The organism is Paenibacillus mucilaginosus 3016, assembly GCF_000250655.1.
Lineage (GTDB): Bacteria > Bacillota > Bacilli > Paenibacillales > NBRC-103111 > Paenibacillus_G > Paenibacillus_G mucilaginosus.
The window spans coordinates 1665310-1691424 of the sequence record NC_016935.1 but is presented as its reverse complement, the minus strand read 5'-3'; the positions used below and the strand labels follow the sequence as shown (position 1 = coordinate 1691424).

At 50.9% G+C, this 26115-nt stretch carries 30 protein-coding genes and 2 riboswitches; of the genes, 2 read left to right on the top strand and 28 right to left on the bottom strand.

Annotated features, from left to right (window positions below; translation table 11 throughout):
- Positions 1–26: 26 nt before the first annotated feature.
- Genes kdpA through PM3016_RS07690 form a run of 4 tightly spaced genes read right to left on the bottom strand, consistent with a single transcriptional unit; the run spans position 27 to position 2345 of the window.
- Positions 27–1697, bottom strand: a complete 1671-nt coding sequence (gene kdpA, locus PM3016_RS07695; protein WP_014369021.1) for a potassium-transporting ATPase subunit KdpA — start codon at positions 1695–1697, stop codon at positions 27–29.
- Between the two features lie 32 nt (positions 1698–1729).
- On the bottom strand, positions 1730–1807 hold the full coding sequence (kdpF, locus tag PM3016_RS41315) for a K(+)-transporting ATPase subunit F (protein WP_420798968.1): 78 nt from the start codon (positions 1805–1807) through the stop codon (positions 1730–1732).
- Entirely contained in the window at positions 1807–1914 is a 108-nt protein-coding gene (locus PM3016_RS38035; protein ID WP_148279668.1) for a hypothetical protein, read from the bottom strand. The genes kdpF and PM3016_RS38035 overlap by 1 nt, the downstream gene beginning before the upstream one ends.
- A gap of 14 nt (positions 1915–1928) precedes the next feature.
- Positions 1929–2345: a hypothetical protein gene (locus PM3016_RS07690; RefSeq protein ID WP_014369020.1), complete on the bottom strand. Its 417-nt coding sequence runs from the start codon at positions 2343–2345 to the stop codon at positions 1929–1931.
- Between the two features lie 108 nt (positions 2346–2453).
- Positions 2454–2612: riboswitch (cyclic di-AMP (ydaO/yuaA leader) on the bottom strand.
- Positions 2613–2960: 348 nt separating this feature from the next.
- A riboswitch (cyclic di-AMP (ydaO/yuaA leader) is annotated at positions 2961–3110 on the top strand.
- A gap of 262 nt (positions 3111–3372) precedes the next feature.
- Here PM3016_RS07690 and PM3016_RS07685 point away from each other — a divergent pair.
- Positions 3373–4143, top strand: a complete 771-nt coding sequence (locus PM3016_RS07685; protein WP_014369019.1) for an enolase-like domain-containing protein — start codon at positions 3373–3375, stop codon at positions 4141–4143.
- A gap of 959 nt (positions 4144–5102) precedes the next feature.
- Here the strand turns inward: PM3016_RS07685 and PM3016_RS07675 are convergent.
- From PM3016_RS07675 to PM3016_RS07655, 5 genes are all read right to left on the bottom strand, one after another.
- Positions 5103–5300 (bottom strand): hypothetical protein, encoded by a 198-nt coding sequence (locus PM3016_RS07675; protein WP_014369017.1) that lies wholly within the window; start codon positions 5298–5300, stop codon positions 5103–5105.
- Positions 5301–5357: 57 nt separating this feature from the next.
- A complete protein-coding gene (locus PM3016_RS07670; RefSeq protein ID WP_014369016.1) occupies positions 5358–5903 on the bottom strand; it encodes a hypothetical protein in 546 nt (181 codons plus the stop codon).
- The gene (locus tag PM3016_RS07665) at positions 5900–6373 is read right to left on the bottom strand and encodes a hypothetical protein (protein WP_014369015.1); all 474 of its coding nucleotides are present in this window, start codon (positions 6371–6373) and stop codon (positions 5900–5902) included. Before PM3016_RS07665 ends, PM3016_RS07670 begins: the two co-directional genes overlap by 4 nt.
- A gap of 125 nt (positions 6374–6498) precedes the next feature.
- Entirely contained in the window at positions 6499–7374 is an 876-nt protein-coding gene (locus PM3016_RS07660; protein WP_014369014.1) for a hypothetical protein, read from the bottom strand.
- A gap of 98 nt (positions 7375–7472) precedes the next feature.
- A complete protein-coding gene (locus PM3016_RS07655; RefSeq protein WP_014369013.1) occupies positions 7473–8039 on the bottom strand; it encodes a cupin domain-containing protein in 567 nt (188 codons plus the stop codon).
- Positions 8040–8524: 485 nt separating this feature from the next.
- Between PM3016_RS07655 and PM3016_RS07650 the strand changes: the two genes are divergently transcribed.
- Positions 8525–9160, top strand: a complete 636-nt coding sequence (locus PM3016_RS07650) for a CBO0543 family protein (RefSeq protein WP_014369012.1) — start codon at positions 8525–8527, stop codon at positions 9158–9160.
- A 274-nt stretch (positions 9161–9434) separates the two neighbouring features.
- Here the strand turns inward: PM3016_RS07650 and PM3016_RS07640 are convergent, their stop codons facing one another.
- The 19 genes from PM3016_RS07640 to PM3016_RS07560 all read right to left on the bottom strand — a co-directional run bounded on the left by PM3016_RS07640 (position 9435) and on the right by PM3016_RS07560 (position 26115).
- The gene (locus PM3016_RS07640; RefSeq protein WP_014369010.1) at positions 9435–9830 is read right to left on the bottom strand and encodes a phage holin, LLH family; all 396 of its coding nucleotides are present in this window, start codon (positions 9828–9830) and stop codon (positions 9435–9437) included.
- Between the two features lie 180 nt (positions 9831–10010).
- On the bottom strand, positions 10011–11222 hold the full coding sequence (locus PM3016_RS07635) for an N-acetylmuramoyl-L-alanine amidase (protein ID WP_014369009.1): 1212 nt from the start codon (positions 11220–11222) through the stop codon (positions 10011–10013).
- A gap of 9 nt (positions 11223–11231) precedes the next feature.
- Positions 11232–11570 (bottom strand): hypothetical protein, encoded by a 339-nt coding sequence (locus PM3016_RS07630; RefSeq protein WP_014369008.1) that lies wholly within the window; start codon positions 11568–11570, stop codon positions 11232–11234.
- Between the two features lie 30 nt (positions 11571–11600).
- Entirely contained in the window at positions 11601–11744 is a 144-nt protein-coding gene (locus PM3016_RS38490; protein WP_014369007.1) for a hypothetical protein, read from the bottom strand.
- 20 nt (positions 11745–11764) lie between these two features.
- The gene (locus tag PM3016_RS07625) at positions 11765–12040 is read right to left on the bottom strand and encodes a hypothetical protein (RefSeq protein WP_014369006.1); all 276 of its coding nucleotides are present in this window, start codon (positions 12038–12040) and stop codon (positions 11765–11767) included.
- 11 nt (positions 12041–12051) lie between these two features.
- Positions 12052–13764 carry a hypothetical protein gene (locus PM3016_RS07620; protein ID WP_014369005.1) on the bottom strand — a complete coding sequence of 571 codons (1713 nt, stop codon included), beginning with the start codon at positions 13762–13764 and terminating at the stop codon, positions 12052–12054.
- 1 nt (position 13765) lies between these two features.
- Positions 13766–14893, bottom strand: coding sequence for a siphovirus ReqiPepy6 Gp37-like family protein (locus PM3016_RS07615; RefSeq protein ID WP_014369004.1), 1128 nt, complete (start codon positions 14891–14893; stop codon positions 13766–13768).
- A 2-nt stretch (positions 14894–14895) separates the two neighbouring features.
- Entirely contained in the window at positions 14896–15747 is an 852-nt protein-coding gene (locus PM3016_RS07610) for a phage distal tail protein (protein ID WP_014369003.1), read from the bottom strand.
- Positions 15740–20182, bottom strand: coding sequence for a phage tail tape measure protein (locus tag PM3016_RS07605; RefSeq protein ID WP_014369002.1), 4443 nt, complete (start codon positions 20180–20182; stop codon positions 15740–15742). The genes PM3016_RS07610 and PM3016_RS07605 overlap by 8 nt, the downstream gene beginning before the upstream one ends.
- 23 nt (positions 20183–20205) lie before the next feature.
- Entirely contained in the window at positions 20206–20328 is a 123-nt protein-coding gene (locus PM3016_RS40690; protein ID WP_274379995.1) for a hypothetical protein, read from the bottom strand.
- Between the two features lie 50 nt (positions 20329–20378).
- Entirely contained in the window at positions 20379–20681 is a 303-nt protein-coding gene (gene gpG, locus PM3016_RS07600) for a phage tail assembly chaperone G (protein WP_014369001.1), read from the bottom strand.
- Between the two features lie 55 nt (positions 20682–20736).
- Positions 20737–22350, bottom strand: coding sequence for a fibronectin type III domain-containing protein (locus PM3016_RS07595; protein WP_014369000.1), 1614 nt, complete (start codon positions 22348–22350; stop codon positions 20737–20739).
- Positions 22337–22735: a hypothetical protein gene (locus PM3016_RS07590; protein WP_014368999.1), complete on the bottom strand. Its 399-nt coding sequence runs from the start codon at positions 22733–22735 to the stop codon at positions 22337–22339. Before PM3016_RS07590 ends, PM3016_RS07595 begins: the two co-directional genes overlap by 14 nt.
- Positions 22736–22758: 23 nt before the next feature.
- Entirely contained in the window at positions 22759–23373 is a 615-nt protein-coding gene (locus tag PM3016_RS07585; protein WP_014368998.1) for a major tail protein, read from the bottom strand.
- Positions 23374–23376: 3 nt separating this feature from the next.
- Positions 23377–23739 carry a tail completion protein gp17 gene (gene gp17, locus PM3016_RS07580; protein WP_041619061.1) on the bottom strand — a complete coding sequence of 121 codons (363 nt, stop codon included), beginning with the start codon at positions 23737–23739 and terminating at the stop codon, positions 23377–23379.
- Positions 23736–24125 carry an HK97-gp10 family putative phage morphogenesis protein gene (locus tag PM3016_RS07575; RefSeq protein ID WP_014368996.1) on the bottom strand — a complete coding sequence of 130 codons (390 nt, stop codon included), beginning with the start codon at positions 24123–24125 and terminating at the stop codon, positions 23736–23738. The genes gp17 and PM3016_RS07575 overlap by 4 nt, the downstream gene beginning before the upstream one ends.
- The gene (locus PM3016_RS07570; RefSeq protein ID WP_014368995.1) at positions 24094–24444 is read right to left on the bottom strand and encodes a phage head closure protein; all 351 of its coding nucleotides are present in this window, start codon (positions 24442–24444) and stop codon (positions 24094–24096) included. The genes PM3016_RS07575 and PM3016_RS07570 overlap by 32 nt, the downstream gene beginning before the upstream one ends.
- A 176-nt stretch (positions 24445–24620) precedes the next feature.
- Positions 24621–24932 carry a head-tail connector protein gene (locus PM3016_RS07565; RefSeq protein WP_014368993.1) on the bottom strand — a complete coding sequence of 104 codons (312 nt, stop codon included), beginning with the start codon at positions 24930–24932 and terminating at the stop codon, positions 24621–24623.
- Positions 24933–24948: 16 nt separating this feature from the next.
- On the bottom strand, positions 24949–26115 hold the full coding sequence (locus PM3016_RS07560) for a phage major capsid protein (protein ID WP_014368992.1): 1167 nt from the start codon (positions 26113–26115) through the stop codon (positions 24949–24951).

The following is a 26115-nucleotide window of genomic DNA, read 5'->3' as shown; positions in this document are numbered from 1 at the left end:
AGTTCCTCCGCTTTTACTTTCTATGCTTATGGCTTAAGCGTTAATTGTTCTGCAATCGGTCCGAGCACAAGGGCCGGGAAGAAGGTAAGCGCGCCTACAATTAGAACCGTCCCAAGGAATACGCCGGCGAATAATCCGTTGTCGGTACGGAATGTACCCGAGGTTTCCGGCACCGGCTTCTTGGCTGCCAACGAGCCTGCAACCGCCAGCATGGTCACGATCGAGAAGAAACGCCCCAGGTACATCACTATGCCTGTTGAGATATTCCAAAATGGCGTATTGTCGCCAAGTCCCTCGAAGCCGGAGCCGTTATTGGCCGCAGAGGAGGTAAATTCGTATAGAGCCTGTGTTAGCCCGTGAAATCCAGGATTAGAGATCGTCTCCGGATAGATGAAAAGTGCAAGCGCCGTCGGTGCTAATATTATGAACGGCTGGATCAGCAAAGTAACGGCAATCAGCTTCATCTCCCGACCCTCGATCTTCTTGCCGAGGAACTCCGGTGTCCGCCCCACCATTAAGCCCGATAAGAAAACACCAATAATCGTATACATGAGAACGTTGATAAAGCCAACTCCGGCACCTCCGAATACGGTATTAAGCATCATATTCGCGAGCGTGACAAGTCCGCCGATCGGTGTCATCGTGTCATGCATCGTATTCACGGCGCCTGTCTCCGAAGCGGTCGTCACAACCGAATAGAAAGACGATTGAATCACGCCAAATCGCGTTTCTTTCCCTTCCATGCTGCCTTGATCATGCTGAATTCCGCTGGCATTCAAGACGGGGTTGCCGGCCGTCTCAGCCACCAGCGATATCCCCAGCATCATAATGAAGAGCATCGCCATGGATACGAATAGTACACGCCCTTGTTTTGCATTACCGACCATTTTGCCATACGTAAAAGGAATTGCCGTGCCAAAAAGCAGCATCAGAACGATTTGCAGCAGATTGCTGATCGCATCCGGGTTTTCGAACGGATGGGCGGAATTTGCGCCGAAGAAGCCGCCGCCATTATTGCCAAGCTCCTTAATGGAGAGGAACGATCCCACCGGACCGCGTGCAATCTCCTGCACTTCACCGCCGATCGTATGAGCCGTAACGGTAGGTTCAAGTGTTTGCGGTACACCAAGCGCAATAAAGATCAGTGCCGCGACAAAAGCTACAGGGAGCAAAATTCGTGTAATCGAACGAATCAAATCGACAAAGAAATTGCCTATCGGCTTACCCGCAAGCGCCCTAATGATGGCAATCGCTGCCGCTAGTCCCGTAGCAGGAGCCGTAAACATCATGAATACGATAGCAATCATTTGAGATAGATAGGAAAGGCCGCTTTCTCCGCTGTAATGCTGCAAATTCGTATTGGTCATGAAGCTGATCGCCGTGTTGAATGCCAGCGTGGGCTCCATATTCGCAATTCCGGATGGATTGAGCGGCAGAAACTTCTGAAAACGAAAAATCAAATAAACCAGAATGATCATGACCAGATTGCTAAAGACGACAGCGAGCGCATATTGCTTCCAGGTCTGATTGTCGCGGCAGATCCCGCTAATGGTATAGATCGGCTTCTCGATCCAGCCGAACCATTTGTCCCATTTGGACTTCTCATAATCAAAAACCTGTGCCATATAAAGACCGACTGGCCGCGCCAGCACCAAGACAAGCAGCAGCGTAACCACGATGGACAAAGTAGCGTACATAACGACCCAAACCCCTTCCTATCTTCCCGCAGTTAGAATTTTTCTGGATTTAACAACACATATGTCAGATAGACAAAGACGGCGACAACTACTACACCAAGCGCCCACATCATGAACGGCCAGCTCCTTCATCGGAAACTTTGCCAGCCCAAGCAGCCAATCCCGCCATTAGTAAAGCCAGAACAATAAAAGATACCACCATCACAATATCCAACATGGTAACCTAACCTCCTATTTCGAACTTATATCGAGTAAAAACGACACATCAGCATTTCGGCTATGAATGACGTATGTGGCTCCCAGTTCCTTATACATCCTTCGAATCATCCCACTGCTTGATACCACATAGATGGGACCTTGGGTCCAAGATGTGACAGCCTGCAGATAGCGGCAGGTTAGCGGCAGAGACTCTTCAAAGATAATCACCTTGCCAATAGGAATATCCGGTACCAACCAGGCTGACCTATCGACGGTATCGACTAGAACGGTAGGTTCGATCCCGAGCTCCTCCAGCTCCAGCATTTCCTGCTTGCTGTTTGTTAGCACGGCGTACGGCATGTTCATCGAATGGAGCACGCTCATAAATGCCCTTCCTCTCTTGTTCGTGGTGGCCACCAAGATGTAAGACCCGTCCGTTTTTAAACTCATTGCACCTTCTCCTCCACCGTAAGAGCAACAAAAAAGAAGCCGCGGAAGATTGACTCTTCTCGCTGCTTCTGCGCTCGCAGCCAAATAAACGCGCGCATTACGAAAAAATGTTGCTCCCTAGATTCGCTTACGAGGTTAGCTGTCGGATTCGGGCGTGAGAGTCGCCTTACCCAAGTTACCTTGGGATTCACCCCATAGTCCGGCTTACGGTCCGGTCCCAGTGGTTCCCCCGCTTCCACGTGTCGTGAAATTCAGCGGTTCATATTTTGTTTTTCTGCTTCCGCATAAGCAATGATAATACGGTTCGGCATAAAAATAGTGTTAAGATGTCGCGGGGACGCGTAAAAAAAGTATAAAAAAATATCGGCCCGCATTCGTTTCCATAATCGGCGAATGCGGGTTATCGTTCATCTTCCGAGGCTTATCGTCCCTTTTGCACGATTGAGCGAGACAGCATAGGCTGCAATCGCGAAACACTGGCTTCTATCGCTCGAAATCAGGGATGACAAGCTAATTTTCGATATTTCATCGTTATATCGCATTTCGCGAATTTTACAGTACATGCCATCATCGCGTATCATGTTGCTCAGTTCGAATGGTAAGGTATACGCTGAAATGCCGTAATCGCTGAATTCCCGGATCCGGGAAACGGGGGAACCTAGAGTTGGCTGACAACTGCCTTGGGGTGAATCATGATTTCTTTCATGAAGGGCTACTCTCAGTCCGAATCCGACAGCTAACCTCGTAAGCGTTCAGAGAGACCTATCTTCTATGCGCTTATAGGACGAGACGTCCATGAACGATAAGCCCTACTGAAGCGGATCTCCTTCTTAAGTACGGCTTCTATGCTGTGCCCTGCTCAATCGGACCATTACGATCCGAAAGGAAGGGAAATCATCATGAACAACGGTAACTCGATTCAACCTCCATATCGAGAGGAGAGGCAGCGGTTAAGAAAGGAATTGCGGAATACTCTGTTTTATCGCCTGGGTATCGCCGTTATCCTTCTGGTTGAGGTGACGCAGAGATGACGATGACAATTGGCTTAATAAACGACGCTCTCGTTATTAGCGAAGAAGACAAGCGTTTGGAAGATGCACGTATTACGGGGATCCAGCTTTTCGAGCTTGATTATGAGTCCTGTTTCCATGCGAGGAAGGGAAGGCTGACGAATTGCCGCTACGGGGTGCTGCTCATCAGCTGCGGCTCCTACTCCGGATGGGGTGAATGTATCATGTCTTCCGACGACAAGGCGTTCGATATAATCAGATGGGCCTCTTTCCTCCATCAGTTGAAGCGAACAACCATTCGCAAAGCTCTCGAAATCACGGCTTTGCATCGGATCATATGGGGCGACAACCGAACGGATCTGGTTCAAACCGCTCTTCTGGATCTCGTCGCGCGTAGGCAAAACGTATCCATAGCGTCACATATTATGCTGCGCGCAAGACCGGAACCTGTCAGGGACGCCTGGGCAAATCGTTATGGCAAAAGGAATAGCGTCCGGCATATTCACCCTGGCGACAGAGGCACAGTGACGGAAATGATCACTTACGCGAACCATCTCTGGTTACAAGGTTATTCGCTCGAAATTCACAAGGACTACCTGATCGGACCTGCTTGCTCCGCCTTGAAGCTGCTATCCGATGCGATTGAGGCGCAATGGCGGGAGAACGAAGATGCTTGGGAACCTGCATCCTTGTGTAATCTTATTTCAGACCCGGTCGGGACGGGCTTCGATATGCATACGGATGAGTTGTTTCGGAGGGCCATGGCATATTATGAAGTCTTGATATAAAGAAAGACAGAAGTTTTGCACCAAAAAAGCCTCTCGAGAAGAGGAGTAACTAGCCTACTGGTGGGGGGATTCTTTGTCATCATGTGGCCAGTGATGGAGGTTGGGATCCGTTCCCCAGCAGTCACGGAACAATTGCAGCCTGTATGCAGATGGCCAGAAGCGCGCATATCGGACATTTTATTTTGACTTCTTGGCTATCTCCGCTCTTGTTCAATGTATAGTTTGTCTATTCTGCGGATCGCTGGCAGCCTCTATAATCGTTGGCCTCCCGGATTACCGTCCCCTGCTGGTGCCTGTTGGGCGGTAATGGCCGGATTCGGGTATTGGGTAGTTAAGGACCATCTCCGGGCGATGTTCTTGCTTACCCAATACTGGCCCATTATCTCTTTATCCATTGCTGTAGCTCCAGTATCAGGTCATCTGACAAAAAAACTTGTCTCAAATACCGTCGTTTTGAAATGAAAGGCACAAAAAATTAGCTCCATTTCGAATAATTTTGGATAAGGGAAAAGCCACGGTAAGCCCGCGGCTACTTTGTATGTACTAGCTGTCACCCTTATAAAAGGTGTCATGTAACCGGTATCCTCTTAGTAATGCATCATGGTCAAAGGTAACTTTGGACTAATCCATGAAGTACCTAGTTTGGGATCGGACCGGTTGCGCCCAGTTGTTCGGCGCATCTCGTTCATACGGATTGATGACTAACATAACTTGGGGGATTGTAGGGGACCACTCGATGTACTCCTCTTTCGCGAGCACCGTTAGTACTTTGTATATGCCCTCTTTACTGCGACCGGTCTTGATCATCAGCTCATCAATCAAAGGACAGCGGTGTCGGCCACTCCAATAATTCGCTATGATCCGTAAAACTTTACGCTCAATACCCTGCAGCATCCGTAAATCACCTCTGTTCGCATTATATGCGAACAGTTTAGTTTTTATCAAGCTGGAATAACATTTTATACACATTCCAGATTGATTCCCATAATTCCCTCATTTATGCCTTCTAGTATTATGAAAGCCGAAGAATCTTCATCAAGAATGTCGATGCTGATTTCTCTAAAATGCCCGACACTCATTTCCTCACCTCCTCCTAAATCGTAATACACGTTTATCAGTCTGCCAGGCTGGAGAGCATTGCGTTCCACTTTTCTCATAAAGTCCACCTCCATAAACTATATCGGCAGGTGGGCTTATTTCCCATAGCTTTCTTCTCAGGTAAGCCATCTCCTGAGCACATATTTTCTGGACTCTTTCTTCTTGGGAGCAGCCATAATAGGTTGTCTGGACTTTACGCGTTCCAAATATATCCCCGTCAAGGTCTGGGTTACCAGGAACACTGGGAACGAATAAGGGACCTTGTACCCTTTCTGAAACGTAATAATCTCCAGAAAGGTGAACGCCCACTGCGCCGCCACCCCAACGACGGACCAGGCCAACACATAAGGAATGAACGTTTTTTTGTTGATCCGCAGGATTTCATAGAAATAGAAGAAAAAATATCCGAAGGGCGCAAACAGAAAGTAATACAAAAAATCAAAGGCTTCAAAATGGTTCGAATCGTTCACCATATAGAAATCAATGAGTCCTCCGCCGATCGTAAAATCAAAGATAACCCCAATGGTGAATCCCCATAGCAAGCTCAGCGTTCGGACCTGAGACGTTAATTTCCTGGGCAGAAAAAACATGAGCACATACACGGCGGTGTTGAGCACCAATATCGAGATTTCGTTGAGACTGAAGTTCACCCAGAGAGTCATACGCGTTCCGCCTCGCTTTGGCCCAAATGGTGGAAGTACTTTAAGAAGACATAAGCGATGACGTGCAGCAGAGCAAAATAAACCACGTCATAGATCAGATTCCAATGCACCGCATGCGTGATCCCGACAAAACGTCCGACAAGTACAAGGACCACATGAAGCAGGACGGAAAGGCCGGCCGTCAGCAGTGCTTTGGTAATGGTAGCCGCCCGCTTCACCAAATTGATAGCGATGACCACCATCACAGGGATGGTAATGCTCCGGTGGATCAGGAAGGTCGTATAATTTATTGGTTCTTTTGAAATCTCGACGTGCTTCAACTCTTCAAAGATAATCCACGACCAGTGAATGCTGATAATCATGATGAGTAACAGCAGAACGGTATTTTCGACAAAAGTAAGCTGCTTCCTCATAAACCCGAATCCTGCTATCGTAAGCCACGCCACAAAAAAGAAAAAAGCAAACCCCACCGGACTCCCCCTCTCACTGCCTCACTTGGTATTGTTACATCCTGACAAATTATTATTCATCCATGACGGTGAGAGGAGGGTATGATAGCAAACAGCGCCCTGCCATTCGGCAAGGGCGCTTAAAGTCATTTCTTCGCAACAGCTTTATGCTCCAGCGATGCCTTCTCAATCACGCTGTTTACCGAATGTTTCTCAAGCATGTAGATGTACAGCAAACATGCGGCGCGAATGCAGATTAGATAAATCATTTTCCAATCACCATAGAATATCAATATGCCGGTGCTCCAGAGAATTACATCTGCTAATATCAGAATTAAGAAAGGGGCCAGTTTCCAGTATTTGTTCTTGGGCACGAACATAAAGTAGATTACAATAAATGCCATCAGGACATGGTACAAAAAACCGCTAAATAACGTGCTGTCCCTGTAAATGTTCTCGACCCAATTTACGCGAAAAAACTGTTTGTCGAAAAGCATGAGCACGCTCGTCGGAGTCTGTAAAATGATCCATGCGATTGTCCAGAAAACTGTAATGCGTGGGGAGTTTCGTTTAGTTTTCTTTAATATTATGTACCACTTCTTCATGGCAGCTAAAAAAACAAAGGAACAAATACCGGTCATATATGTGTGCCACCAATACTGAGTATAGACGCCGGCGTTAAGAAACATTTCCTCTATCAGCATAAACAATAAGCAGATCAATCCGATAATGAGATAGGTCGGCTGAAAAATCATAACCCAAATCGCGGTTGACGCCCATATTGCTGAATTTGCTATGATATGGCCGATAATATTTTCAGCAAAAGGATCCGGATACAGTCCGGGTTTATAAGCGTAAGCATTGAATACGAAGAGCACGACGGCTTCACCTACCCATGTCCAAGCTGTTGTAAACAAAAAGTAAGTGAACAAATCCACTACATTTCTTTTTCGAAACAACGTATAGCCTGTAATGATCGCCCCTATGACAATCAATCCGTAATACCAGATCATGTTCGGCATAAATTCTCCTACTTTCAAAAAGTCGTAATCCCTATTGTTTCCAGCAACCGTTGTTGTTCATACGCTTTACTTCCGCTTGAATAAAAAAGAGGTCACCCTTATGGTGACCTTTGGTTCCTATTCGTCATCGTGCCTCGCGGCGGACCAATGACAACGGTTTGATCGATCGGCTTGATTACTTCAGCCCATTGGGCTGCTTTTATGCCGTATACTATCTGGATCACCTCAGGAGGCGTCTTCCTCAGGATGTCAGATCCATAAGTGGTTTCAAATTGTCCATTATCGAAGCTGACCACAAGGCGGGTGTGATCTGTGACTGCGATCGTCCAATGCCACCATCCCATCGGGATATACACCGATTGTAGTGGCCCTACACGGTAACTAAGCACTTGAAGAGTGAATGGATTCAGAACGGATTCGACGATCTCTCCTTGTATCATATAAAGTAGTTCATTCGCATTGGGGTGCCAATGAGGTTCTACGCTATGTCCTCTACTTAAAAATACGTCGACCAAGCTTAGGCCTTGCATGGCGGGTAACTGTTTCGCCGTTTGATAAAGAAGAAAGTTCTGTTTGTCCTTAATGAAATACGGAGAAGACCTTAGGTCAAAAGACAAATTCAATGAAGGAGAACTATAGTCAATTTGATTGCCGTCAGTTGTCATTCACATGATCACGCCTTTCCTAACGAGTTGATCGGACCAAATACACAAATGTATATTCGGGAATCCGATATTGATGACTGATTGGCCCTGAAGTCCCTGAGCATACCACGAGAAGGTTCGACCGTTCAGTGCAGCGATCAGGAGAGTTGTCCGTTTCGTCGAACTCAGCGAAGAACAATAATGTGAGACGGCGAAGCTAGTATTCCTAGTTTTTTAAGCAAAAAAATCGCCCAGCCATATCGGCAAGGGCGCTTCGTGTTATTTCTTTGCAACTGCGTTATGATCCAGTACGGCCTTCTCGATCACGACGCGAATGGCAAGTGTTGCATAATCCAAAGTTTGTTAAACTAATGGGGGGGTAACTCAACAAAACGGACAGGATAGTTATAAATGAAAAGATCGGGTTTGGATTTGGATATTTAGGCAACAAAGGGGGACGATATATCGTAAAAACTACCGAAGAACTTACAGCGGGGGCACCAATCATGGATAAAAATCTTCAAAGTGAACTCCAAACTGTTTCAGAAAAGTTAAAAAATCTTCATACAGACTACTGGAATCAGTATATTTTCTCATGGGAATGGTACTTATTGCTGGGCATACTAATTGTTCCATGGCTCATTGTAGTACTTTTGTTTCGTCATCAAAGACTGAAAAAAGCAGAGTATGCGATCTTTACTTTATTAGTTTCATTCCTTGCCTCGCTATTGGATCAATTAGGGTTAGGCTTTAATTTATTTTTATATCCAATCAAGATAATCCCTGCATTTCATACATTTTTACCGGGTAGCCTAAGTGTCTTCCCTACAGTACTTTTATTACTATTTCATTATTATTACACCAACTCAATGAAATTTTTTGCAGGTGTTATGTTTTTTGCTGCTGCAACATCTTTCATTGCGCAACCATTGTTAGTATATTGGGATATGTACGAGATAAATCGTTGGCACTATACAGCTTCTTTTGTTACGACTGTTTTCATAGCTGCAGCTGCAAGATACCTAACCAACAAAATCACTATAACGTCTCCACTTAAGAAGAAACCCTCATCAAGTAAGATAAAAAAAATCAAAATAAGCATGAGATGGTTTAAACAGAAAGCACGCAAGACAACAGGTTAATGTTAATGGTTTACGCTAACCGGGAGAGTTAGTTCAGACAAGGCATAATGACTCAAGCGGCTTGGTTTGTAAAGCAAAAAATCGCCCCGCATTTCGGCAGGGCGTTTCGTGTCATTCTTCACAACTGCGTTATGCTCCAGTACGGCCTTCTCGATCGCGGCGCGAACTTCCTGTGAGGTCAGGGTTAAGCCAATGTCCTCCAGGCGACCCAACACATAGTTCTCCGCCTCCTCCAAAATCCTTGAAGGCCGCCTCAACCAGTGGGGGACTTTCGTTATATCACCTTTTGGTCGCTGCTCGTTCCGGAGTCATTCAGTTTTGCAGGTTGCACCTTCGCATTGTGATCCAACCACGCTTTATGGATCGAGGCTTTGATCTCCTCGGGAGTAAGATTAACCCCCAGTTGCCCGAGTTTCTTGGACGCATACTCGTATGCTGCATCCAGCTTGGCATCCCCGCCCATTCCCTTGTACAGCGTTTCGGCGTGAGCAAATGCCTCTGTGCCGACTTTATTAAGGACCTCGCGCTGTGCATCAGTAGTCTGTGCTTTGTACAGCTCCAGAGCCTTCTTTTTGACTTGGCGGAGGCCCGCAAGTGCAATCAATGCGGCAATGGTAAGAACGGACTGGGCAATTTCAGTGATATGAGGTTGGATGATTTCCATGGTCATGATTAAATCGCTCCCTTTTCAACCAAGTTTTTGAGTACTACAGCGAGTTCTGCGAATTCCACCCGCTCATTTGGGTCGTGCGGGCTTTCGATGCCTCCGCGTTCTGTCAGCCATGCAATAGCCTTTTGCTTCCACTCTTCGCTGGGTGACGCTGCCGGCGGTGTAATCGGCGCTGGTTCTTCAATCCAAATCAGAAGGGCGTGATTCACCACTCTCTCCCCCGCTCCTTGATTTTGCCCCAGGCTCCCCTTCCCTTTCTGAGCCAGCACACTGGAGCCACCGCCATCGAAGTTCAGCGCCCAGGTGCATCCCCTTAGACTGCATGTAAAGCGCGGCCTCTTCTAGCGTGAGCCCCTGATCGAACTTCGTCCGACCATCCGCTACAGCAATATGCAAATCGCCCGATGCATCGATACCATACAATGTTCGCTGTGCCCGGCTTGTACCAATGTCATCCGGGACCTGTTGTTGAATTCGGTAATAATCCCAGCAAATATTTCCGGCCTCGATAAGCAGGGGAGCCCCTTGAACAAGCACATCCCATTGCACTATGGGATCTAGCTGCCCGATTTGCGGCCGGCCTCCCTTAACCCCGAACTCATGCCAGGTGAGCATCTTGCCGTACGCCTGGGCGATGACCTGCCCCTCGGCTACTGCATCTCCAAGCACTTTGCCGTCCCAGAAATACGGAGCATTCGTTGCAAAATCTGCACCGTATTCTATAAGCAGCTCCGATACCTTTGCCCCTGTACGAGCTACAAACTTAAAACGCAGCCTTTTCCCATCCAGTTTCAGGTATCGAACATCTGTTGCCTTAACTTTGTAGTCTCCATCGCAGCGCTTAAGCACGCCGTTCATAGAATAAATCCGCTCCTTCACCACTGCAGGAAGCAATTTTGTCCCCATCCTTTCAAAAACGTCTCTTTTGAACCTGTCATGATACAATAACGAATGGTGCGGGCAATCCTTGCCATAAACCACTTTGTGGGGTTGCAGCTGCTCCCATGAATCGAATCCTTGCTGCATCATGATCTGGGCAACCACATCAACAGCGTTGCGGTATGTTGGCAAATCAAGCGGCTCACCAGGTTCTACGGCTTCGCACGCGATCTCTACCCCGATCCAGTAGGAGTTGTAGTCCCCGTTACCGTCACCCGCGTGGTAGGCATTCTCGTCAAAGGGAATATGCTGCGTAGCGCTGTCCTTATCGACCGTCACATGCCAGCTGACGACCCGATCCTTAACCGTGGCCATGTACTCCCCATGCATCTCATCGCCTGCGCCGTACTTCCAATTATTCGTGGTATGAAAAAGGACGCCGCGCGCTTGGCGCCGACGTCCTGGACGGTTCGGACTCCCTAGTGGGATGAATTTTTGTTTAATCGCGATCATAGGTCCTCCTTACGGCTTATACGTCTTCCACAATCCCAAGCCGCCTAAGATGACGCTGCCCAAGATCGATGTGCCGAACCAAAATGCCAGCTTATCATAAAAATCTAACCGTTTATTGGCTCGATCTGTTTCCTTTTCATTCTGAATTACGAGCGTGCTAACCGGCACCAATTCATCGATTCTTTTATGAGCAGATTTGGTGCTGGCCAGTGCTTCCTTGGCCGTATCGTGGACCTCTTCGACTTTTTTGGTCAGGTCCTTAATACCGTCCATCTTCGTATTCAGTTCCCTAATGTCGAGCCTAACGTTTACAATTTGGTCACTGAGCGCTTTCGTATCGTTAGTCATCCGTATCACCTCCTTTCATTGAGTCCCCCTTCAGTCCCTCTGCTCTTTGCTTACAATCAACACTTTTTCTTCTTCGGTAATGTACTTTTTCGTTACAGCAGTTTGAAGCTGAGCTGCTGTAACGGCCTTTTTGACCCAGCAGATCTCAAAGTGCGGATAAAGTATGCTCGGCATCCAATTCCCCTCCGTTTCAGTTAGACTCCCAGGAGATAGTTGACAGTCGTACGTAGAACGGAAATCTCATTCTTGAGTTCCTCGATTTCTTGCTCAGGTGTTTTCGGAGGCGTTGGTATAGGTTCTGTGCCGACTTCCTTTGCTTCGAAATTGACCATCAGGCGGTGTCCTGCTGGAACTTCCGGGGGATCTCCGTCGAACAGCACATACTGCTGTGGCAAAGTTGCAGCCATTTCCTCGGTCACATTTGGGATAATGCCATTGGGGCGTCCTCCGTCATTGTATATGGCGTACATGGTCTCCCTCCTTATAGAACATCGTATCGAAAGCGAACATTGGCAATTTTGAATGCCCCCAAGCTCGAGTATCCCAAAACGTAAATGGGCATTTTTGTCGATACCTTCACCGTCGTTTCGTATGTCGCCCATGAGCTGGCGCCCATACTTCCGCCTGTGCCGCCAACCAAACTGCTATTCCATCGGAAGTCCGAGTCAGTATCCCAGTATGTCCCGTATGCGTGCCACCACAAAGGACCGTACCCATCGTACGCTTCCCGCGCGAAGTACCCACTCGTGCTGCTGTTTGACATATGCTGCACGGGAGAAAAAACCTGAATCCCTGTATATCCACCTCCTGAATTTGTGTTGTTGTAGAAGTCCACAACAATATTGAGCTCTCCGACGCCTTTGGGTATGTGCTTCGCCACTAGAAACTTCCGGCCTCCATAGGAGCTTCCGCCCGCGAAGTCGGCTGCCGATCCGTGAATGGTCTCCTGTACCGTGCCACTTACCACGATTGTACTCATGCCTGCCGCCCTCCATCTTTCTCCGTCCCAATATTCCATGACTCCCCCTCTAACTCTTGTAGGGGCCATGAGTTCGCCGCGCTGCCACAGGTCTCCATTCTTGTACATCTCAAAACCTGAACCAGGCTCACCAATGGTTAGGGATTGGCTGCGGAAACGGGCCACCGTATCATCGCCGAACTTCAACCGGAAGAAATCCTCGATCCCTGTATCTGACCCTTGAGCATCATCACCTACCGTTAAGGTGAGGATATCCTTGTTAGCTCCCTCGTCCACAAACTCCAGCCGGGCATAGTCGGAATCACGATTCCACAAAATTCGCGGGTTATTGAGTGTGGAGTCATTGATAGTGGAATTCTTGATGATGGCCGAATCAATGCTTCCTCCGGAGTCCGCCAGAATGACACGCTTCCCGTCAATAAAGGCCGTGCCGTCGCGCCAGATTTGCATCAGCGTCTTGTGGTATTGCCCGTTATTCTTGTAGGCCCACACGGTGAAGGCCGACCCGACCTGATCATCCCCGTTTTCATCGCCATCCAAGCCGATGCCAACCCGATGGACATCATTGGTGCTCCCCAGGTAATGATGCACGCGCCCGCCGGAGGCAGATCCAACTGCTGACCGGAGTGCGCCGGTCATGGGCTGACTGCCGTCTTTAGGGAGACTTGCATTCGCTTTGGCAACGGCCTGATCGGCAAGGAGCTGCAGGTCGGTGAAGTCGTGACCAACCGCCTTTCCGCCACCGCCGCTGTACCGAATATCGGTAATGTTGCTTGCATCGACCTTCGTCACTCCCGCAGCCACATAAACGTCAGCCAAACCGATTTCCCAGTACTCCTCATTTTGCTCCAGCGCAAGAGGGACGGGGGTCGCCGATGGCTCGCCTGCCTTAACGAGGGCAATGATATCCCGTTTATTCAGCGTATCCAGCCGAACGACGATGCGATGGATTCGTGGGAACTCCGGATGTGCCGGCGGCAGTTCAATCTCCTTGAAGTCATCATTACGATACCAATAGCCCCGCAGCCATGCCTGTCCAGTACTTACCCGGACGGCAAGCCGCTGGGGGTCGGTTTCCAGTACCTTGAGCTCCGCACCAACCCGGGGGAAAATGCCCGTCTGGAAGAACCGGTCAAAGACCTCCGCAAACTCGAGCTGATTGTATTCCCTCACGTCCCCCTCGGTGCTGCCGAAAAAACGATACTGCTCCGTCATGCTATCTTCTCACCTCCGTCTCCAAATTTCTTCGATCTGCTTTTAATACGCTGACCAGATCCGGCCACTCTTTACCGACAACAAGCCTGACCGCTTCTCCCTTATCCGGCGTGAGCTCTTCGACCACACCCACAATTCGGGATTCCGTGCTGCCTACGCCCGGATACCGAGCGTGGACAATATCACCCAGATCGAAATCGACGCCGTATTTAAAGGGCCCCCAGGGCAGGTGCTGGAACTCCATGACGAGCTCCTCGCCATATTCAGCCAAGCGCTCATTTCCGCGCTGCAACAGCTGCTCTGCTGTCTCCAGGTCGCGTGCATCGATAAATACTTCTCGCCGCTTCAGACCTTTGGGCGAACCGTTTGCAACGGAGACCACTAGCCGATCCTGCGCTTCCCCCTTGCCGCCGACAATCGCCACGTTTTTGGAGTCCAGGATACTATGACGGAAAGCCATACTTTCGACATTATCGAATTCCGGAGAGAAGATCACCGGCGGATGCTCGGTCTGGCCTGGCGTCAGGTTGCGGCCGGAGAGAACGTTAAAGGAAAATGAGGTGGACTCCAGGTCAAACAAGGTCTCATATCCGAGTCCGGAAGCAAAGGAGAGGTTCTCAAGCAGTGCGGCAACCGTTTGGAACCGTGCCCGCATCTCTACCGTTTGCCCCCGGGCATAGTTCAACCCAAGCTGCAGGAAGGGTATGACACGGTCCGGATTACTCGGCTCAATGCAGTTCACATTCACGTAATGCCTCATGACCTGTTCCGCGATGCCTCGCTGATCATCGTACCCACTGCCGGTATCCGTCATATGCAATGCCAGACGTTCAAGGAACACCCCGGAGAAGTCCCTGCCTTTCACCGTCCAGGTTTCCGAGAGCTTGCCCTCTTGTGTCAGCGGCAGCTCCCGATGTGCGATGATACCGGCACGCCACTTGCCCCCGCGTTTTACGGCAATGAAGTTATCAGCCTGGAGGTACTGGGTGTTTGTTTTATTTCGGTTAATCTGAAGCTCCCAGGTGTGGGGGTTACGCCAGCGGCGCGTCCACTGCAGATACTCGTAATTGTCGATCTGGGCGAGATAACGCAGTTCCGGATCAAAGATAAGGGCGGGATATTTGTTCACTACTACACCCCCAAGTAACGCGGCTGGTATTCCAGAGTCACAGCGCCAAACTTCGATTCCTCTGTTGCCTGATAAGAAATTTCGTTCTCTCCCGGTACCAGCCCCCAAAATTCGGATTCCGGCGCCACCCAGTGAAACGCATTGGACCTAGTGCCGTCCTCGGCGATCTTTGTCACCGTCTTATTACCGAATGCTGTATTGATCTCAAGCCGGTGCCCTTCTGGGATTTCCTGCACCAGCTTGATCATCTGGCCCGTGGTCTTGTTCTCAAGCACGGGATTCTTCAACGGCCCGAGAAAGGTAATAAACACCGGGGCGTCAAGGTCCCCACGGTTGTTGAGCGTAATGAACTGGCCGACGCGCCCAAAGCTGATTGGGAAGCTGAACGGAAAGGAGATGCCGCCAGTAAAGGAGGCCAGGTTTACCTTTTGAATCCTCGGATCATAAAAAGCCGGATCCGGGCACAGGAAGGAAATCAGAAACTTCTGATAGACCCCGTGCTGTTTATCTGGGAATACCGGTGATTCCTCTGCGATTGCCCGGATCTCCTTGGCCCCGCCGGCATCCTCATACCGGACGATCCCCAGGCCAAGCTTTGGGTTAAGAACCCGCATCAAAGTCCGGCGCCTCTCCTCTAACGTCACTGCTCCGGGCACGATCGATCCCTCGATCGTTATCTCACGAACATCAAGGTTGTTGCCAAGGTAAGTCTGACCGTCTTGGAAAGGTGATTTGTTGAGTTGCACCGTTGTGCGGACTGCCGCAACTCCTTCGAGCTTGGTCAGGAAATATGGGCCGGTACTCTGAAGCACGATACGCTCTTTGTTCGCGTTGGTAAAGGAAATCTTACGCACCGTCTAACCCCCATCCCATCGCAAGCTGCCGGCTTGCCCTCAGGTTCAGCCGAGCCGTTTCAGCCGGCGAAAGAGGCTGCGGAGAGTTGATGGTAATGTTCTGCACAAAGCCACCTGATGAGGACGCTGGCACTGCCGTTCTGCCCGCAGGTGCCGCCATATTCGGCAGATCCACCTTAGGGAAAGCAGCGCTGGCGATGGTCCGTGCAGCACTGGCCACACGGCTCAGTCCGCCCTTCATCCCAAGGGCGAAGCCCTCCGTGGTAAATCCGCCGTATTCCATCATCACCCGGGAAGGCGAGCGGATGCCCAACGCGTCGGTGATGCCGCCTTTTACGGTGCTCGCTACACTGTCGATCGCAGCTTTAACGGACCCGATTGCCGATCGAATACCTTTAATCAGCCCTTCGATGATGTCCTTCCCCCACTGCAGGGCCTCCTCCGGCAGCTTCTTGATATAATCAAAGGCACCGTCCAGACCGTTTCTGACAGCGCTGGTAACCTCATTTACCGTGTTGTTGAAGCCATCGCGCATGGAACGGAACATGTTCTCGGCGTACCCCTTGAGCTTCTCGGGGAGCTCCCCAAACCAGCTCAGAAGTTCATCCCACTTGGTCCGGGTGCTGCTGATCGTCTCCTCCACGAGCTTGGTGACTGACGTTTTGAAGTCCGTCCAGCCCGTACTCGCCTGGTCAATGATATTGACCCACAGCGTAGAGAGGTAAGCTTCCGCCTCGTTCCAACTTTGTATCAGGTCCGTCTTCATCAGTCCCCAGGAAGTAGCCAAACCGCCTTTGAGTGTTTCCAGAGCGCTGGTAAAGACCAGCTGGATGCCTTCCCAAATCAGCCGGAAGGCCGTTCTGAGGTTCTCCCAAATCTGCCCGGCATGAGAGGTCAGTTCAGTAAAATTGAAGGTGACCAGGTCCAGCAGCAAGAGGATGGAACCGAGTGTCACGTTTTTAATGACGGTCCAACTGCCCGAGATAATCGATTCAATGCCGCTGAACACCGACGAAATGCCAGCGCTCATTCCCCCGAAAATCGTCATCACGGTGCCGACGATCTCGGACACAACCGAATTGATGTGAGCAGAAATATTGTTCCAGGTGTCAGTCACACCCGTGTGGATGCCATTGCTCACCGAGGTGGCGACGGACAAAAACGAGTTCCACGAGGATGTGAAGAAGCCGGTAATCCCTGACCACACCTGCTGTGCTTGGCTGGCGATGCCGGCCCATGTCTGGGTAAGATTGCTTGTAATCTGACCCCACACATTACTCGAACTGTTCATAACCCCGTTCCATGCCCCGCTTATACCCTCGACCGAGGGGATGAAATTACCTGTGAGGTCCTGCTGCAGGGTAGTAGTGGTTTGCATCAGTCCCTCAAGCTTGGCCGAGGTGTTATCCGCGGCAGCACCAAGACCTCCTATATCCCCACCGCCGCTGCCCGCAAACCCTCCTGAGTCGGGGAAAGGAGATTCTTCACCTGCTGCGCCGGCTTCCGCTTTCTCGGCCTGCTGCAGGCTGGCAATCTTCTTCTGAAGCTCATCCAGTACACTCATCTGCTTCTGCACCATAGGCTGCAGATCGATGGTTTTACCGACTGCATCGGCAATGCTCTGCTTCTCCGAGTTGATTCCGTTGATCAGGCTATCTGCAAAGGATTGGCCCGCGTTCTGCCAGCTCGGATTGTATTTCTGGAGCAAGTCGACGATTTCCTGATTGTTCTTATCGACCACCAGCTTGCGGGCTTCCAGCTGCAGGTTTTCTTGTGTCGTCAGTTCGTCAAAGTGCTTTTTGACCGCATCCTTTTCCGCTTTGAGCGACTCTTCCACCTGCGAGGCCCGCAGCTTTTCCTGCTCCTTCTTGCTGTCCAGATCGGCCTTCAGCATCTCCTTCTGCTCGGCGGATGCTTCCTTCAGCCCCTCGATTTGTTTCTTCAGGGTTTCCTTCTGGTTGTTCCGCTGCTCGAGTAGCTGCTCCCGTTCATACTTGGCAATGGTGCTGCTCAGTTCTTCCTGCAGGCGAGCCCGTTCCTCGGCTGTCTCGGCTGCCGCGATCTTTTTCTGCAGCTCGGCGAGCCGTGTCTGCTCCTCCTGGGCCTTTAATGCTTTCTCCTCATTGCTTGTCTGACTGTCGATGCTGTCGATCTGGTCCTGAACGGCCTTGACCTTGTTGTAGGTTTCTTCGTCAATGAGCTTCAGCTTCTCAGCGTACTCCTTGTCGTAGACCTTTTGCCGCTCGTCCGAGGCTTTCTTTTCATTCTCAAGTTGCTTGTCCAGCGCCGCGGTTTGGATGCTCTCCATTTCCTCGTACTGCTTGCGCAGAGCTCCGACGATCGCCTCACCGAGCTTGTTCAGCATGCCGATGTTCTTCTCCATCGTCTGCTTGATCCCATCGGCAATACTTTGGGTTTGCTCGAGCACCGAGTCCTGACCTAAGGCCATCCCCTGTACAAGCCCCTCATCAATGAACTGGCCGTATTCCTCCATCACCTTTGATGGAGAACGGATGCCCATGATCCGCCGGAAGGAGCTCGTGATGCCATTGGCCACCGCCGTAATCATGTTGATGACCGGCTGCAGCTTGCTGTTTATTCCCGCCATCAGGCCGGTCATGATGAACTGGCCGTATGTGGTGACGGTGCTAACGAGATTGCTGAAATACGATGAAAGCCAGGAGCCGAGTCCCGAGAAGAACGACTTGATCTGATCCCAGTTCTTCACGACCAGGTAGGCACCCGCAGCCAAGGCCGCTATCGATGCAATCGTAATGCCGATCGGGCCGGTGAGTAATCCCATTACCCCACCGGCGGCTGCTATCTTTAAAGAAACTGCAGAGAAGGCGCCAATGAGGGTTGTAACAGCTCCCACCATTTGAGCAACGATCATCACGACAGGCCCGGCTGCCGCGGCGATTGCTCCGAGCACAAGCGTCAGCTTCTGGCCATCCGGCGAAAGGTTGGAGAACCACTGCGTCAGGGACTGCACCGCCGCGCTTACCTGCGGAAGGATCTCCTCAGCCAAGCCGATCATCATCTCCCCGAGGGGCTGCAGGGCTGTCTGGAACTCCCTCCACACCTTGGTTGCCCTGACCCCGAGGTTATCCCTCAGGGCATCCCCTGCACGTTGGGTCGCCCCTTGAAATCCCGTTACGGATCCGATTCCTGTGGCCATGGAAGTGACGACTTTTGCCTCGAGGTCCTCCCATTGCGTGCCAAAAAGCGCAACACCGATTGCGTTGCGCGTTAAGGGGTCCTGCAGCCCGGCCAAAGCCACGGTGACAGCTTGGAATGCCACCTTCCCTGTCTCTCCGCCAGCGGCGAACTTGGCGCTCATTTCATCCGCATTAAACCCTAAAGCAGAGAATGCCTGAGAGGTCAGCTCACTTCCATCCTTCGCTCGGATGTTGAATTCTTTCAGCGCGTCACCGACTTTATCGAGGTTGAAAGCTCCGGTTTCTGCTCCTTTGATCAGGATACCGAGCATGTCTTCAGCACCGATGCCCATTGCCCTAAACTGCGGAGCATATTCGCGCATCGTATCCAGCAGCTCGTCGCTAAAGTTTCCGCCTTTTTGGAAGCCAACAGTGATCAGGTCCATCGCCGTGGAGCCATCGATCCCAAAGTTTTTCATCAGTACTGAGGCGGTGCGAGTGGTTTCATTGACCTCGGCGCCAAAGGCGTCCCTCAATGTAAAAGCATCCTTTGTGACCTTCTCGAGGCTGCCGTCATCAAGTCCCTGCATGTTCTGCTTTACGGTGATGAGGCCCTGAGTCACATCCTCCATGCTTTCCCCGAAGGCATCTTTCCACAAGTTTTGGGTTGTCGCACTGAGCTTATCGGCCTCCTCAGCCGTCAGACCCAGGCTCGCCTGCATCTTTCCTGCGCTCTTGTCTACATCGGACGCTGCGCCGATCGCCCCGATACCTATGCCGGCGAGTGCCGTAGTCAGCGTGGCACTGAGCATGCCGCCAATGCCGGACAGCTGATCTCCGAGCGCCTGAAACCGATCCCTGATATCGTTGAGCGTGCCCGCCAGTTTGTTCCAGCGGTTATTCTGCTTCTCGATCTCCTCATTAACCGATTCGAGCTTCTTCTCAGTCTTCGCCAGCTCTTCCTTAGCCTTGTTGAGTTTGATCTCAAGCTCCTGGGTGGCTTTCGCGTCCTTTCCCTTGCTTTCCGCCGCCTTCTCATAAGCCTTCTGCAGTGCGTCGACCTTCTGCTGCTGCAGGCTCATCTGCTTGGACAGCGCATCGGACTGCAGCTTCAGTCCTTCCGCGCTGTTCCCAAAATCCCCGAGCTTAGCGCTAGCCGCCGCGAACTCGCTTTGGATCAGGCGCAGCTGCCGGTTGATGTTACTTATGCCGTTTTGGAAGCCTGAGCCGTCCATGCCGACCTTAACGACCACACTGCCGGCTTCTTCCTCTGCCATATTGTTTCCTCACCTCCTCTCGGCTAGAAGATGTGATCGATGTAAACCATAGGGGCTTCTTTCGGCTTCACCCTGTAGGATAGCAGCTCGAAATAATGGATAATGTCCATATTGTCGATCGATTCGAGGGTCCATCCGCTATCCAAGAGGGAGATGTAAATCTCTTTAATCGTGTCGGTGGGGTCTGTGTCCCCTTCTATGCGTTTGGGTCGCTCAGCGGCTCTAATGCTTTGGCTGCCTTACCCGTGACTTGATAAATGCAGTCCATAACCGACTGCAGTAGCTTATCGGCCTCGATGCCGTCATAGAATTCATCCACCGTGAACTGCTTTTCGAAAAGCTCCACGACAAATTCAACCAAGGTATCTAACGCTTCAAGCGTTACGTTATTAAAATTTGTGTTTTTGGAAATTTCCAGTGTTTTACGCAGCATGCGGCCGCTCACAAATGAAACGGTGAAAGTTTTTGGCTTTCCATTGATCCGCAGAACGAGTTTCATGTATGTGCCCCCTCAATTAAATTAGGGGCGCCTACGCGCCCCACTTATCGATGGATTAGTTCGAATATGATTTAAGGTATTCCCATGTAGAGGCGTTCTCACCGCCCGCGTACAGTCCGACTCCCGTATTATCACCATACTTGGCCTGTTCTGCCGCTGTCAGGGTATAGTTGATTGCCTGGTTGTCATCTACAAAGACTTTGACGTTGTTCGCTGCGCAAACAATCTTCACGATATTTGACCCCGTCGTGTTGATCTTTACTGGGCCTGCGGCGATCTGCGTATTGGCTCCCGTCGATTCGTGCTTCTTAAACATCTTGATTTCTTCTCCGGCATTGCCCGCCTGATCAAACCGAACCCACATATACTCCGTTCCATCTTTTGCCCGAAAAACCACACCGGCTTTACCTCCGGCAGGGTAGATCTGAGCTTCAGTTGTATAGTCCCCACCGGTCGCGGAAGTGGACATGATAATCCGGTCCCCCGTCGTTCCCGAATATTTCATCCGGTTACCCGAAATCACCCAGTTATCCGGGGTTACTGCGGTTGCGGTGTTGGTAGCCTGTCCACTTTCTGCGACTTGCCCATTTGCGGATCCATCGGCCCCGGTAAAGGTATTTTCATAATAAGTCGTTACCGTTGTACCACCGCCGCCCGTTGGCGCCGCATCGGTCGTTACCGTCAGAGCCTCTGACGCTGCAGATACATTCCCCGCTGCATCCTTAGCTTTGACGGAAAGCGTATAGTTCGTTTCCGGAGTCAGTCCTGGAATGGTCGCTGAAGTGCCTGTGACGTTTACAGGACTTGGTCCGCCCGTCACAATATAGCCCGTTACACCCACTGCATCGGAAGACGCTGTCCAAGCAATCGTAACGCTGTTATGAGTTTTGCTCGTCAGCGTTGGTTTCCCTGGTACTGTTGGTGCCGTTGTGTCAGCCGGCGGGGAAACGATCGACAAATCGATGGTCTCAAAGAACCCATATCCGCACAGCGCCACTTTGGCCGCTCCCTGGGCATTTAAATGAACACCATCCGACTGCATATATTTCGGGATGCTCGCATTGTTGATGCCGCAATTGTATAGATCCCAAACCGGGATGTCGTGCTTTTGCCCGATTGCCAAAATCATATTGTTGTAATCGATCAGGCTCAGTTTCAGATCGTTCAATGTTGTACCGGTGATTGGCTTTCCCGTTCCATCGTCTCCACCATTGCGCTGCAGTGATGTAATCAGGACGATCTTTGCTCCGGGCATGTTCGTTTTAATATAAACGATGCCCAGGTTGATTGCGCCCGCAAAAGTGGTGTTTACCATGTCATCCACGTTGCCCCGCGGGATATTTAACCGGTTGTCGTTTCCACCACCGTACATCGCGTAGAGCTTTGCCGTTTTCGGAAGCAGCGCCCTGTTCGAGTAGATCGTATCGTCGGGACCGGTGCCTTTATAACCCCACGGTTTGCCGGGATACCCATAGATTCGGTTAACCATCCCGTTCAATTTGGCAAGCTGCGTTTGAAACTTTTGCAGGTCCGTCAATCCCTGTCCCTCGATGATGGAGTTGCCCCACCAAACCACTTCAATACCTTCGTAACTTCGGGGAAGAGATCCGTTTCCCGAGCCTCCCCCTGGACTCGCGTTCGTACCCGGCCAAGGCTTAAAGCGCGACATATGAGATCCCCTCTCCGGCTACGGAAGCGTCAATCCAAAGCATACTCGCGTTGCTTACCGGCAGCGTGATCGCGTCTTTCTTATCCAGTTCGGCGGCGAAGGAGCTTGCCGAGACGGTTTCGGAGCCAACATAGATCGTGCCTATGTTGTTTTTCCTTGCGATAACCGTGACTTCCCGGCATGGAATGTTTGGCAGTTGTACTCGCACTCCCGGAGCAGAGACCGAAAGGACCCCATCTTTAATCGCCGAGCTTCCCTTCACGTTGACGTCCGAAGCTCCATTCGCTCCATGAAGGGGCTCATACGAATCGGTTACAGGGTTGAAGTACTGAGGCGCAGGCAGCTGAGCCCCGTCACGATACAATGATTTGCTGTGTGCTGGCATAATCGATCCACCATCCTTTTCTCTTATTGAAAGACAACTTGGTTCGCCGAAACAAATACCGGCAACGTTGGATTTTCCGAATCTCCGGCTTCAAATACTTTGTTGAACCAGGTATCGCCCAGGGTAAAGCCTGGCTCATCTTCATCGCCGGTTACTTCCCACCATCCATCAAACTCCCGTTTGACGAAGACGCCGCTGATCACTGGAGTCTGGAATTCAGGCTTGTCTCCTTGCGTCTTATATTCCTCGGCCGGCAGGCTAAAACGTCCTTTGAACAGCCATTTATACCGAAACTTCCCGTTCGATTTGATCGAACGGAAGCCGATGGCAACATACGGAGCCGTGTCCGTATCCTTACTTACCATAATGCCATTGACCACGGTCCGCCCGAGAAGATCCGCCAGCTGCTGCAATGTCAGATCTTTTACATTGAGCTCAACGGCAATCTCCCCCAAGGCCGTTGCTGTTTCTGCCGCGCCGTCATCAGCATAGAGCGTTTCGGTTGTCGAGCTCGGTGTGACTTTCGCGCTGATGGCACCAGCAATCTTCTGCGGTGCTGCGTACATTGCCCCTGAACTGTTGTCACTGAGCAGTTTGGCATAATGCAGGTCTCTTAGACCTATGCGTACTCCAGCCATGGATTAAACCTCCTCCCTTCGTGTTGTGTATCTCATTGCTTTGTGAAAGATTCCTGTGTCATTCTCGTAGAGGTCAGCGGAGCCCGAGCGAGAAAAGCCAATATTCTTCATGACCGCATCTACCCGATCCGCTATGGCTGACGTATTGGTTTTATTCCATACGTCAACTTGAATGACAATCTGGCTGGAGATCGCAGAATCATCGGCATAGCTGTCGTCAACGTTACTGACCTCGAAAAACGTGATCCGCGGAAACTTGCCCGGCTCTGGTGCAACAAGCTGGTATACCCGGGGGCCCCCGAGTAACAAAAGAAGCTCCTCGTCCTCTCGAAGAGATTCCAATACTTCTGGTTTGACGTTGATCATAAGCCCAGTCCATCCTTGATCGCCTGCTTCATCTTTTCAATCACTTCCCCCTGCTTCTCGGCCGCAACAGGGCCCAAAAACGGACGTGCAGCCATCTTACTGGTTCCCCACTCGAGGAATTTACCGTAGAAAAACTCGGAGTTATCCCCTTTTTGCGGACCGACCAGCACATATTTCATGCCCTGGCTGGTCTTGATCTTGCTGATCTTGATGTTATCCGCCAAATGGGGAGCATCATTACTCCGCGGAGCCCGCTCGCTTGCAGCACTCCGAATGACTTCGCCGCCAGCCTGCAGTGCTGCTCTTTCGATGGCTGCACCCTTCCGGCCCATCTCCTGCAGCCGTTTCACCAGCTCATCCATGCCCTCCAGCTTCATCTCCGCCATGTTCCTGCACCTCCAAACACATCAGGTGAAGCTCCCTATGGGCTTCATCGGGATCAAGGATCGCGTTGATGTTATAGAGCTTGCCGGCATATTGCACCCGCATCTCACTCGTTATGCCTGTACGGTACCGAATTTCCACCCTTAAGGTGTTCTCCTGGTTGATGGCTGCGGCCTGGAAATACTCCCGTCCCCTAAGGGGCTTTACCGCTGCCCACAAGCAAATGATTGGGGCCCAGGTGATCACTGGTATCCCTTCATTGTCTTCTCCCCGTACCGGCTGCAGGATGTGGATGCGGCGATTATACTTGGCCGGATTCATCGGTCACCGTTGTTCCGGTCTGCCCCTCTGGCTGTGCAGGCGGATTGGGAGCAGCAGCCGGGGCTTCCAGGAATCCAAGCTCAACGAGGTACCCTGCCCGGTCCTGATCCTTTGTTTTGTACTCATCACCAACCGGATAATATCGCTGATCACGGTCGATAAACTCCACCAAGACCCTATATACCATCTCCACAGGTGCCTTCGAGGAGGTTTTCTGGCTCGCTCCCGCCATGCTTTGGCTCACCTACCCTTAATTGATTTATCAAGCTTTCTAGCGCTTTTTCCAGAGCTGCATTACCGTCCCGGTCATAGTTCAAGGCTACTTGGATCATGACGGCGAGTTTGTACCTTGCACTTGATGACTCGGGAACCCCAGCATCCTTCAGGTATTCCTTGGCCGAGTGAACCAAAAGAGCGAGAAATCCATCGTTCTCGCTCCCATCTACCCGCAGGTACGTTTTCAGTTCATCAAGGTCCAGGCTCAGCATAGAGCATCACCCTTTTCTATGGAGTTGCAACTACCTTGGCAATCCGAAAGGCCGATTTCAGCAGGATTTGGTGGTCCAGCCAGCCGGTCAGAACAAAGAGGTACTCGCCTTTGTCCACATTTTTGTCTGTGTCGTAAACGGGATCTCCGTCATAGTTCAGCTGGGCATAGGAGAAGTCGCCAACAATCGGCATCGTGGCATCATCACTAAACTCAACCGGCTTTCCAAGAACCTGCTCTGGTGGTGCACTATACAGCGTTGCGTTGCCGTTAGCCAGCGTCTCCACAATGTCCAGATAATCAGAGTACTTCATGAGTACCTTAGCGTTCTCCCGGTAATCCTCATGGAGATCCGCAATCGCTGCTTTAATCGCCTTGTACTTATCCGCGCCTGGTACCTGCTTAATCGCATTTTGCGTAGAGTAGAAGCTCATATGCTCCTCCCCCGCCTTCGGGGTGGTAGCTAGTGCCACTTTCTTTTCCTTCGCTGCAAGGCCGGACCGCAGTGCGTTCTCTACGTAGGTTGTGAGTTCCACGTCGGATCCATGAAGAACAGTGTCCGAGATCCGTGCCTTGACCTTGTACTTGTGACGTCCGAACGCAACCTTGTCACCGGTCAACTCGATTTCCTTCGCGGTTTCCTCATCGCCAATAAAGCCGTCATCATCCAGCTCATATGCGATTTTAGGGACCTCCAAACCCTTGATTTTTGTAGTAGGGCTCATGCTGCGAAGAGGATTTTTAGCTAGGGGTTCCGTGATCAGCTGGTTGCTCATGTTCGTCGGCAGGAACTTTTCTCCGCCGGTTGCTGTAGGCTGCTTGATCGCTCCCAGCAGGTTACGGGACTCATCGGATACCTGCCCTCTTAGAATTTCTGCCCGGATGAGCTCCGCTTTGGCCGCAATCATGCGCTTTTCGTCCGTATCCGCATGTAAAACCGGGTTTGCGCGCTTCTGCTGCTCGAGGTTTCGCTGGCTTTCCTGCTCCCTTTCTTCGATCCGTGCTTTAATGGCATCAAAGCGTTTCTTGAGCTCTCTTTGGCGGACCTCCATCTGTTCAATTTCTTCCACTCGCGCCGCCGGATTCGTCAGGGCCTCATCAATTTTATTGGTGATGGAACGAAGCTCCGTTCCCATGTCGTTCAAGGTTTCCTTGAGTTGAAAAATCGTTGTTTCTCCTGGCAT

Bases quoted from the DNA above. Each gene is read 5' to 3' on its own strand.
- kdpA (WP_014369021.1), bottom strand. From the start codon at position 1,697: ATGTACGCTACTTTGTCCATCGTGGTTACGCTGCTGCTTGTCTTGGTG.
- kdpF (WP_420798968.1), bottom strand. From the start codon at position 1,807: ATGTGGGCGCTTGGTGTAGTAGTTGTCGCCGTCTTTGTCTATCTGACA.
- PM3016_RS38035 (WP_148279668.1), bottom strand. From the start codon at position 1,914: ATGTTGGATATTGTGATGGTGGTATCTTTTATTGTTCTGGCTTTACTA.
- PM3016_RS07690 (WP_014369020.1), bottom strand. From the start codon at position 2,345: ATGAGTTTAAAAACGGACGGGTCTTACATCTTGGTGGCCACCACGAAC.
- PM3016_RS07685 (WP_014369019.1), top strand. From the start codon at position 3,373: ATGACGATGACAATTGGCTTAATAAACGACGCTCTCGTTATTAGCGAA.
- PM3016_RS07675 (WP_014369017.1), bottom strand. From the start codon at position 5,300: ATGAGAAAAGTGGAACGCAATGCTCTCCAGCCTGGCAGACTGATAAAC.
- PM3016_RS07670 (WP_014369016.1), bottom strand. From the start codon at position 5,903: ATGACTCTCTGGGTGAACTTCAGTCTCAACGAAATCTCGATATTGGTG.
- PM3016_RS07660 (WP_014369014.1), bottom strand. From the start codon at position 7,374: ATGCCGAACATGATCTGGTATTACGGATTGATTGTCATAGGGGCGATC.
- PM3016_RS07655 (WP_014369013.1), bottom strand. From the start codon at position 8,039: ATGACAACTGACGGCAATCAAATTGACTATAGTTCTCCTTCATTGAAT.
- PM3016_RS07650 (WP_014369012.1), top strand. From the start codon at position 8,525: ATGGATAAAAATCTTCAAAGTGAACTCCAAACTGTTTCAGAAAAGTTA.
- PM3016_RS07640 (WP_014369010.1), bottom strand. From the start codon at position 9,830: ATGACCATGGAAATCATCCAACCTCATATCACTGAAATTGCCCAGTCC.
- PM3016_RS07635 (WP_014369009.1), bottom strand. From the start codon at position 11,222: ATGATCGCGATTAAACAAAAATTCATCCCACTAGGGAGTCCGAACCGT.
- PM3016_RS07630 (WP_014369008.1), bottom strand. From the start codon at position 11,570: ATGACTAACGATACGAAAGCGCTCAGTGACCAAATTGTAAACGTTAGG.
- PM3016_RS38490 (WP_014369007.1), bottom strand. From the start codon at position 11,744: ATGCCGAGCATACTTTATCCGCACTTTGAGATCTGCTGGGTCAAAAAG.
- PM3016_RS07625 (WP_014369006.1), bottom strand. From the start codon at position 12,040: ATGTACGCCATATACAATGACGGAGGACGCCCCAATGGCATTATCCCA.
- PM3016_RS07620 (WP_014369005.1), bottom strand. From the start codon at position 13,764: ATGACGGAGCAGTATCGTTTTTTCGGCAGCACCGAGGGGGACGTGAGG.
- PM3016_RS07605 (WP_014369002.1), bottom strand. From the start codon at position 20,182: ATGGCAGAGGAAGAAGCCGGCAGTGTGGTCGTTAAGGTCGGCATGGAC.
- gpG (WP_014369001.1), bottom strand. From the start codon at position 20,681: ATGAAACTCGTTCTGCGGATCAATGGAAAGCCAAAAACTTTCACCGTT.
- PM3016_RS07595 (WP_014369000.1), bottom strand. From the start codon at position 22,350: ATGTCGCGCTTTAAGCCTTGGCCGGGTACGAACGCGAGTCCAGGGGGA.
- PM3016_RS07590 (WP_014368999.1), bottom strand. From the start codon at position 22,735: ATGCCAGCACACAGCAAATCATTGTATCGTGACGGGGCTCAGCTGCCT.
- PM3016_RS07585 (WP_014368998.1), bottom strand. From the start codon at position 23,373: ATGGCTGGAGTACGCATAGGTCTAAGAGACCTGCATTATGCCAAACTG.
- gp17 (WP_041619061.1), bottom strand. From the start codon at position 23,739: ATGATCAACGTCAAACCAGAAGTATTGGAATCTCTTCGAGAGGACGAG.
- PM3016_RS07575 (WP_014368996.1), bottom strand. From the start codon at position 24,125: ATGGCGGAGATGAAGCTGGAGGGCATGGATGAGCTGGTGAAACGGCTG.
- PM3016_RS07570 (WP_014368995.1), bottom strand. From the start codon at position 24,444: ATGAATCCGGCCAAGTATAATCGCCGCATCCACATCCTGCAGCCGGTA.
- PM3016_RS07565 (WP_014368993.1), bottom strand. From the start codon at position 24,932: ATGCTGAGCCTGGACCTTGATGAACTGAAAACGTACCTGCGGGTAGAT.
- PM3016_RS07560 (WP_014368992.1), bottom strand. From the start codon at position 26,115: ATGCCAGGAGAAACAACGATTTTTCAACTCAAGGAAACCTTGAACGAC.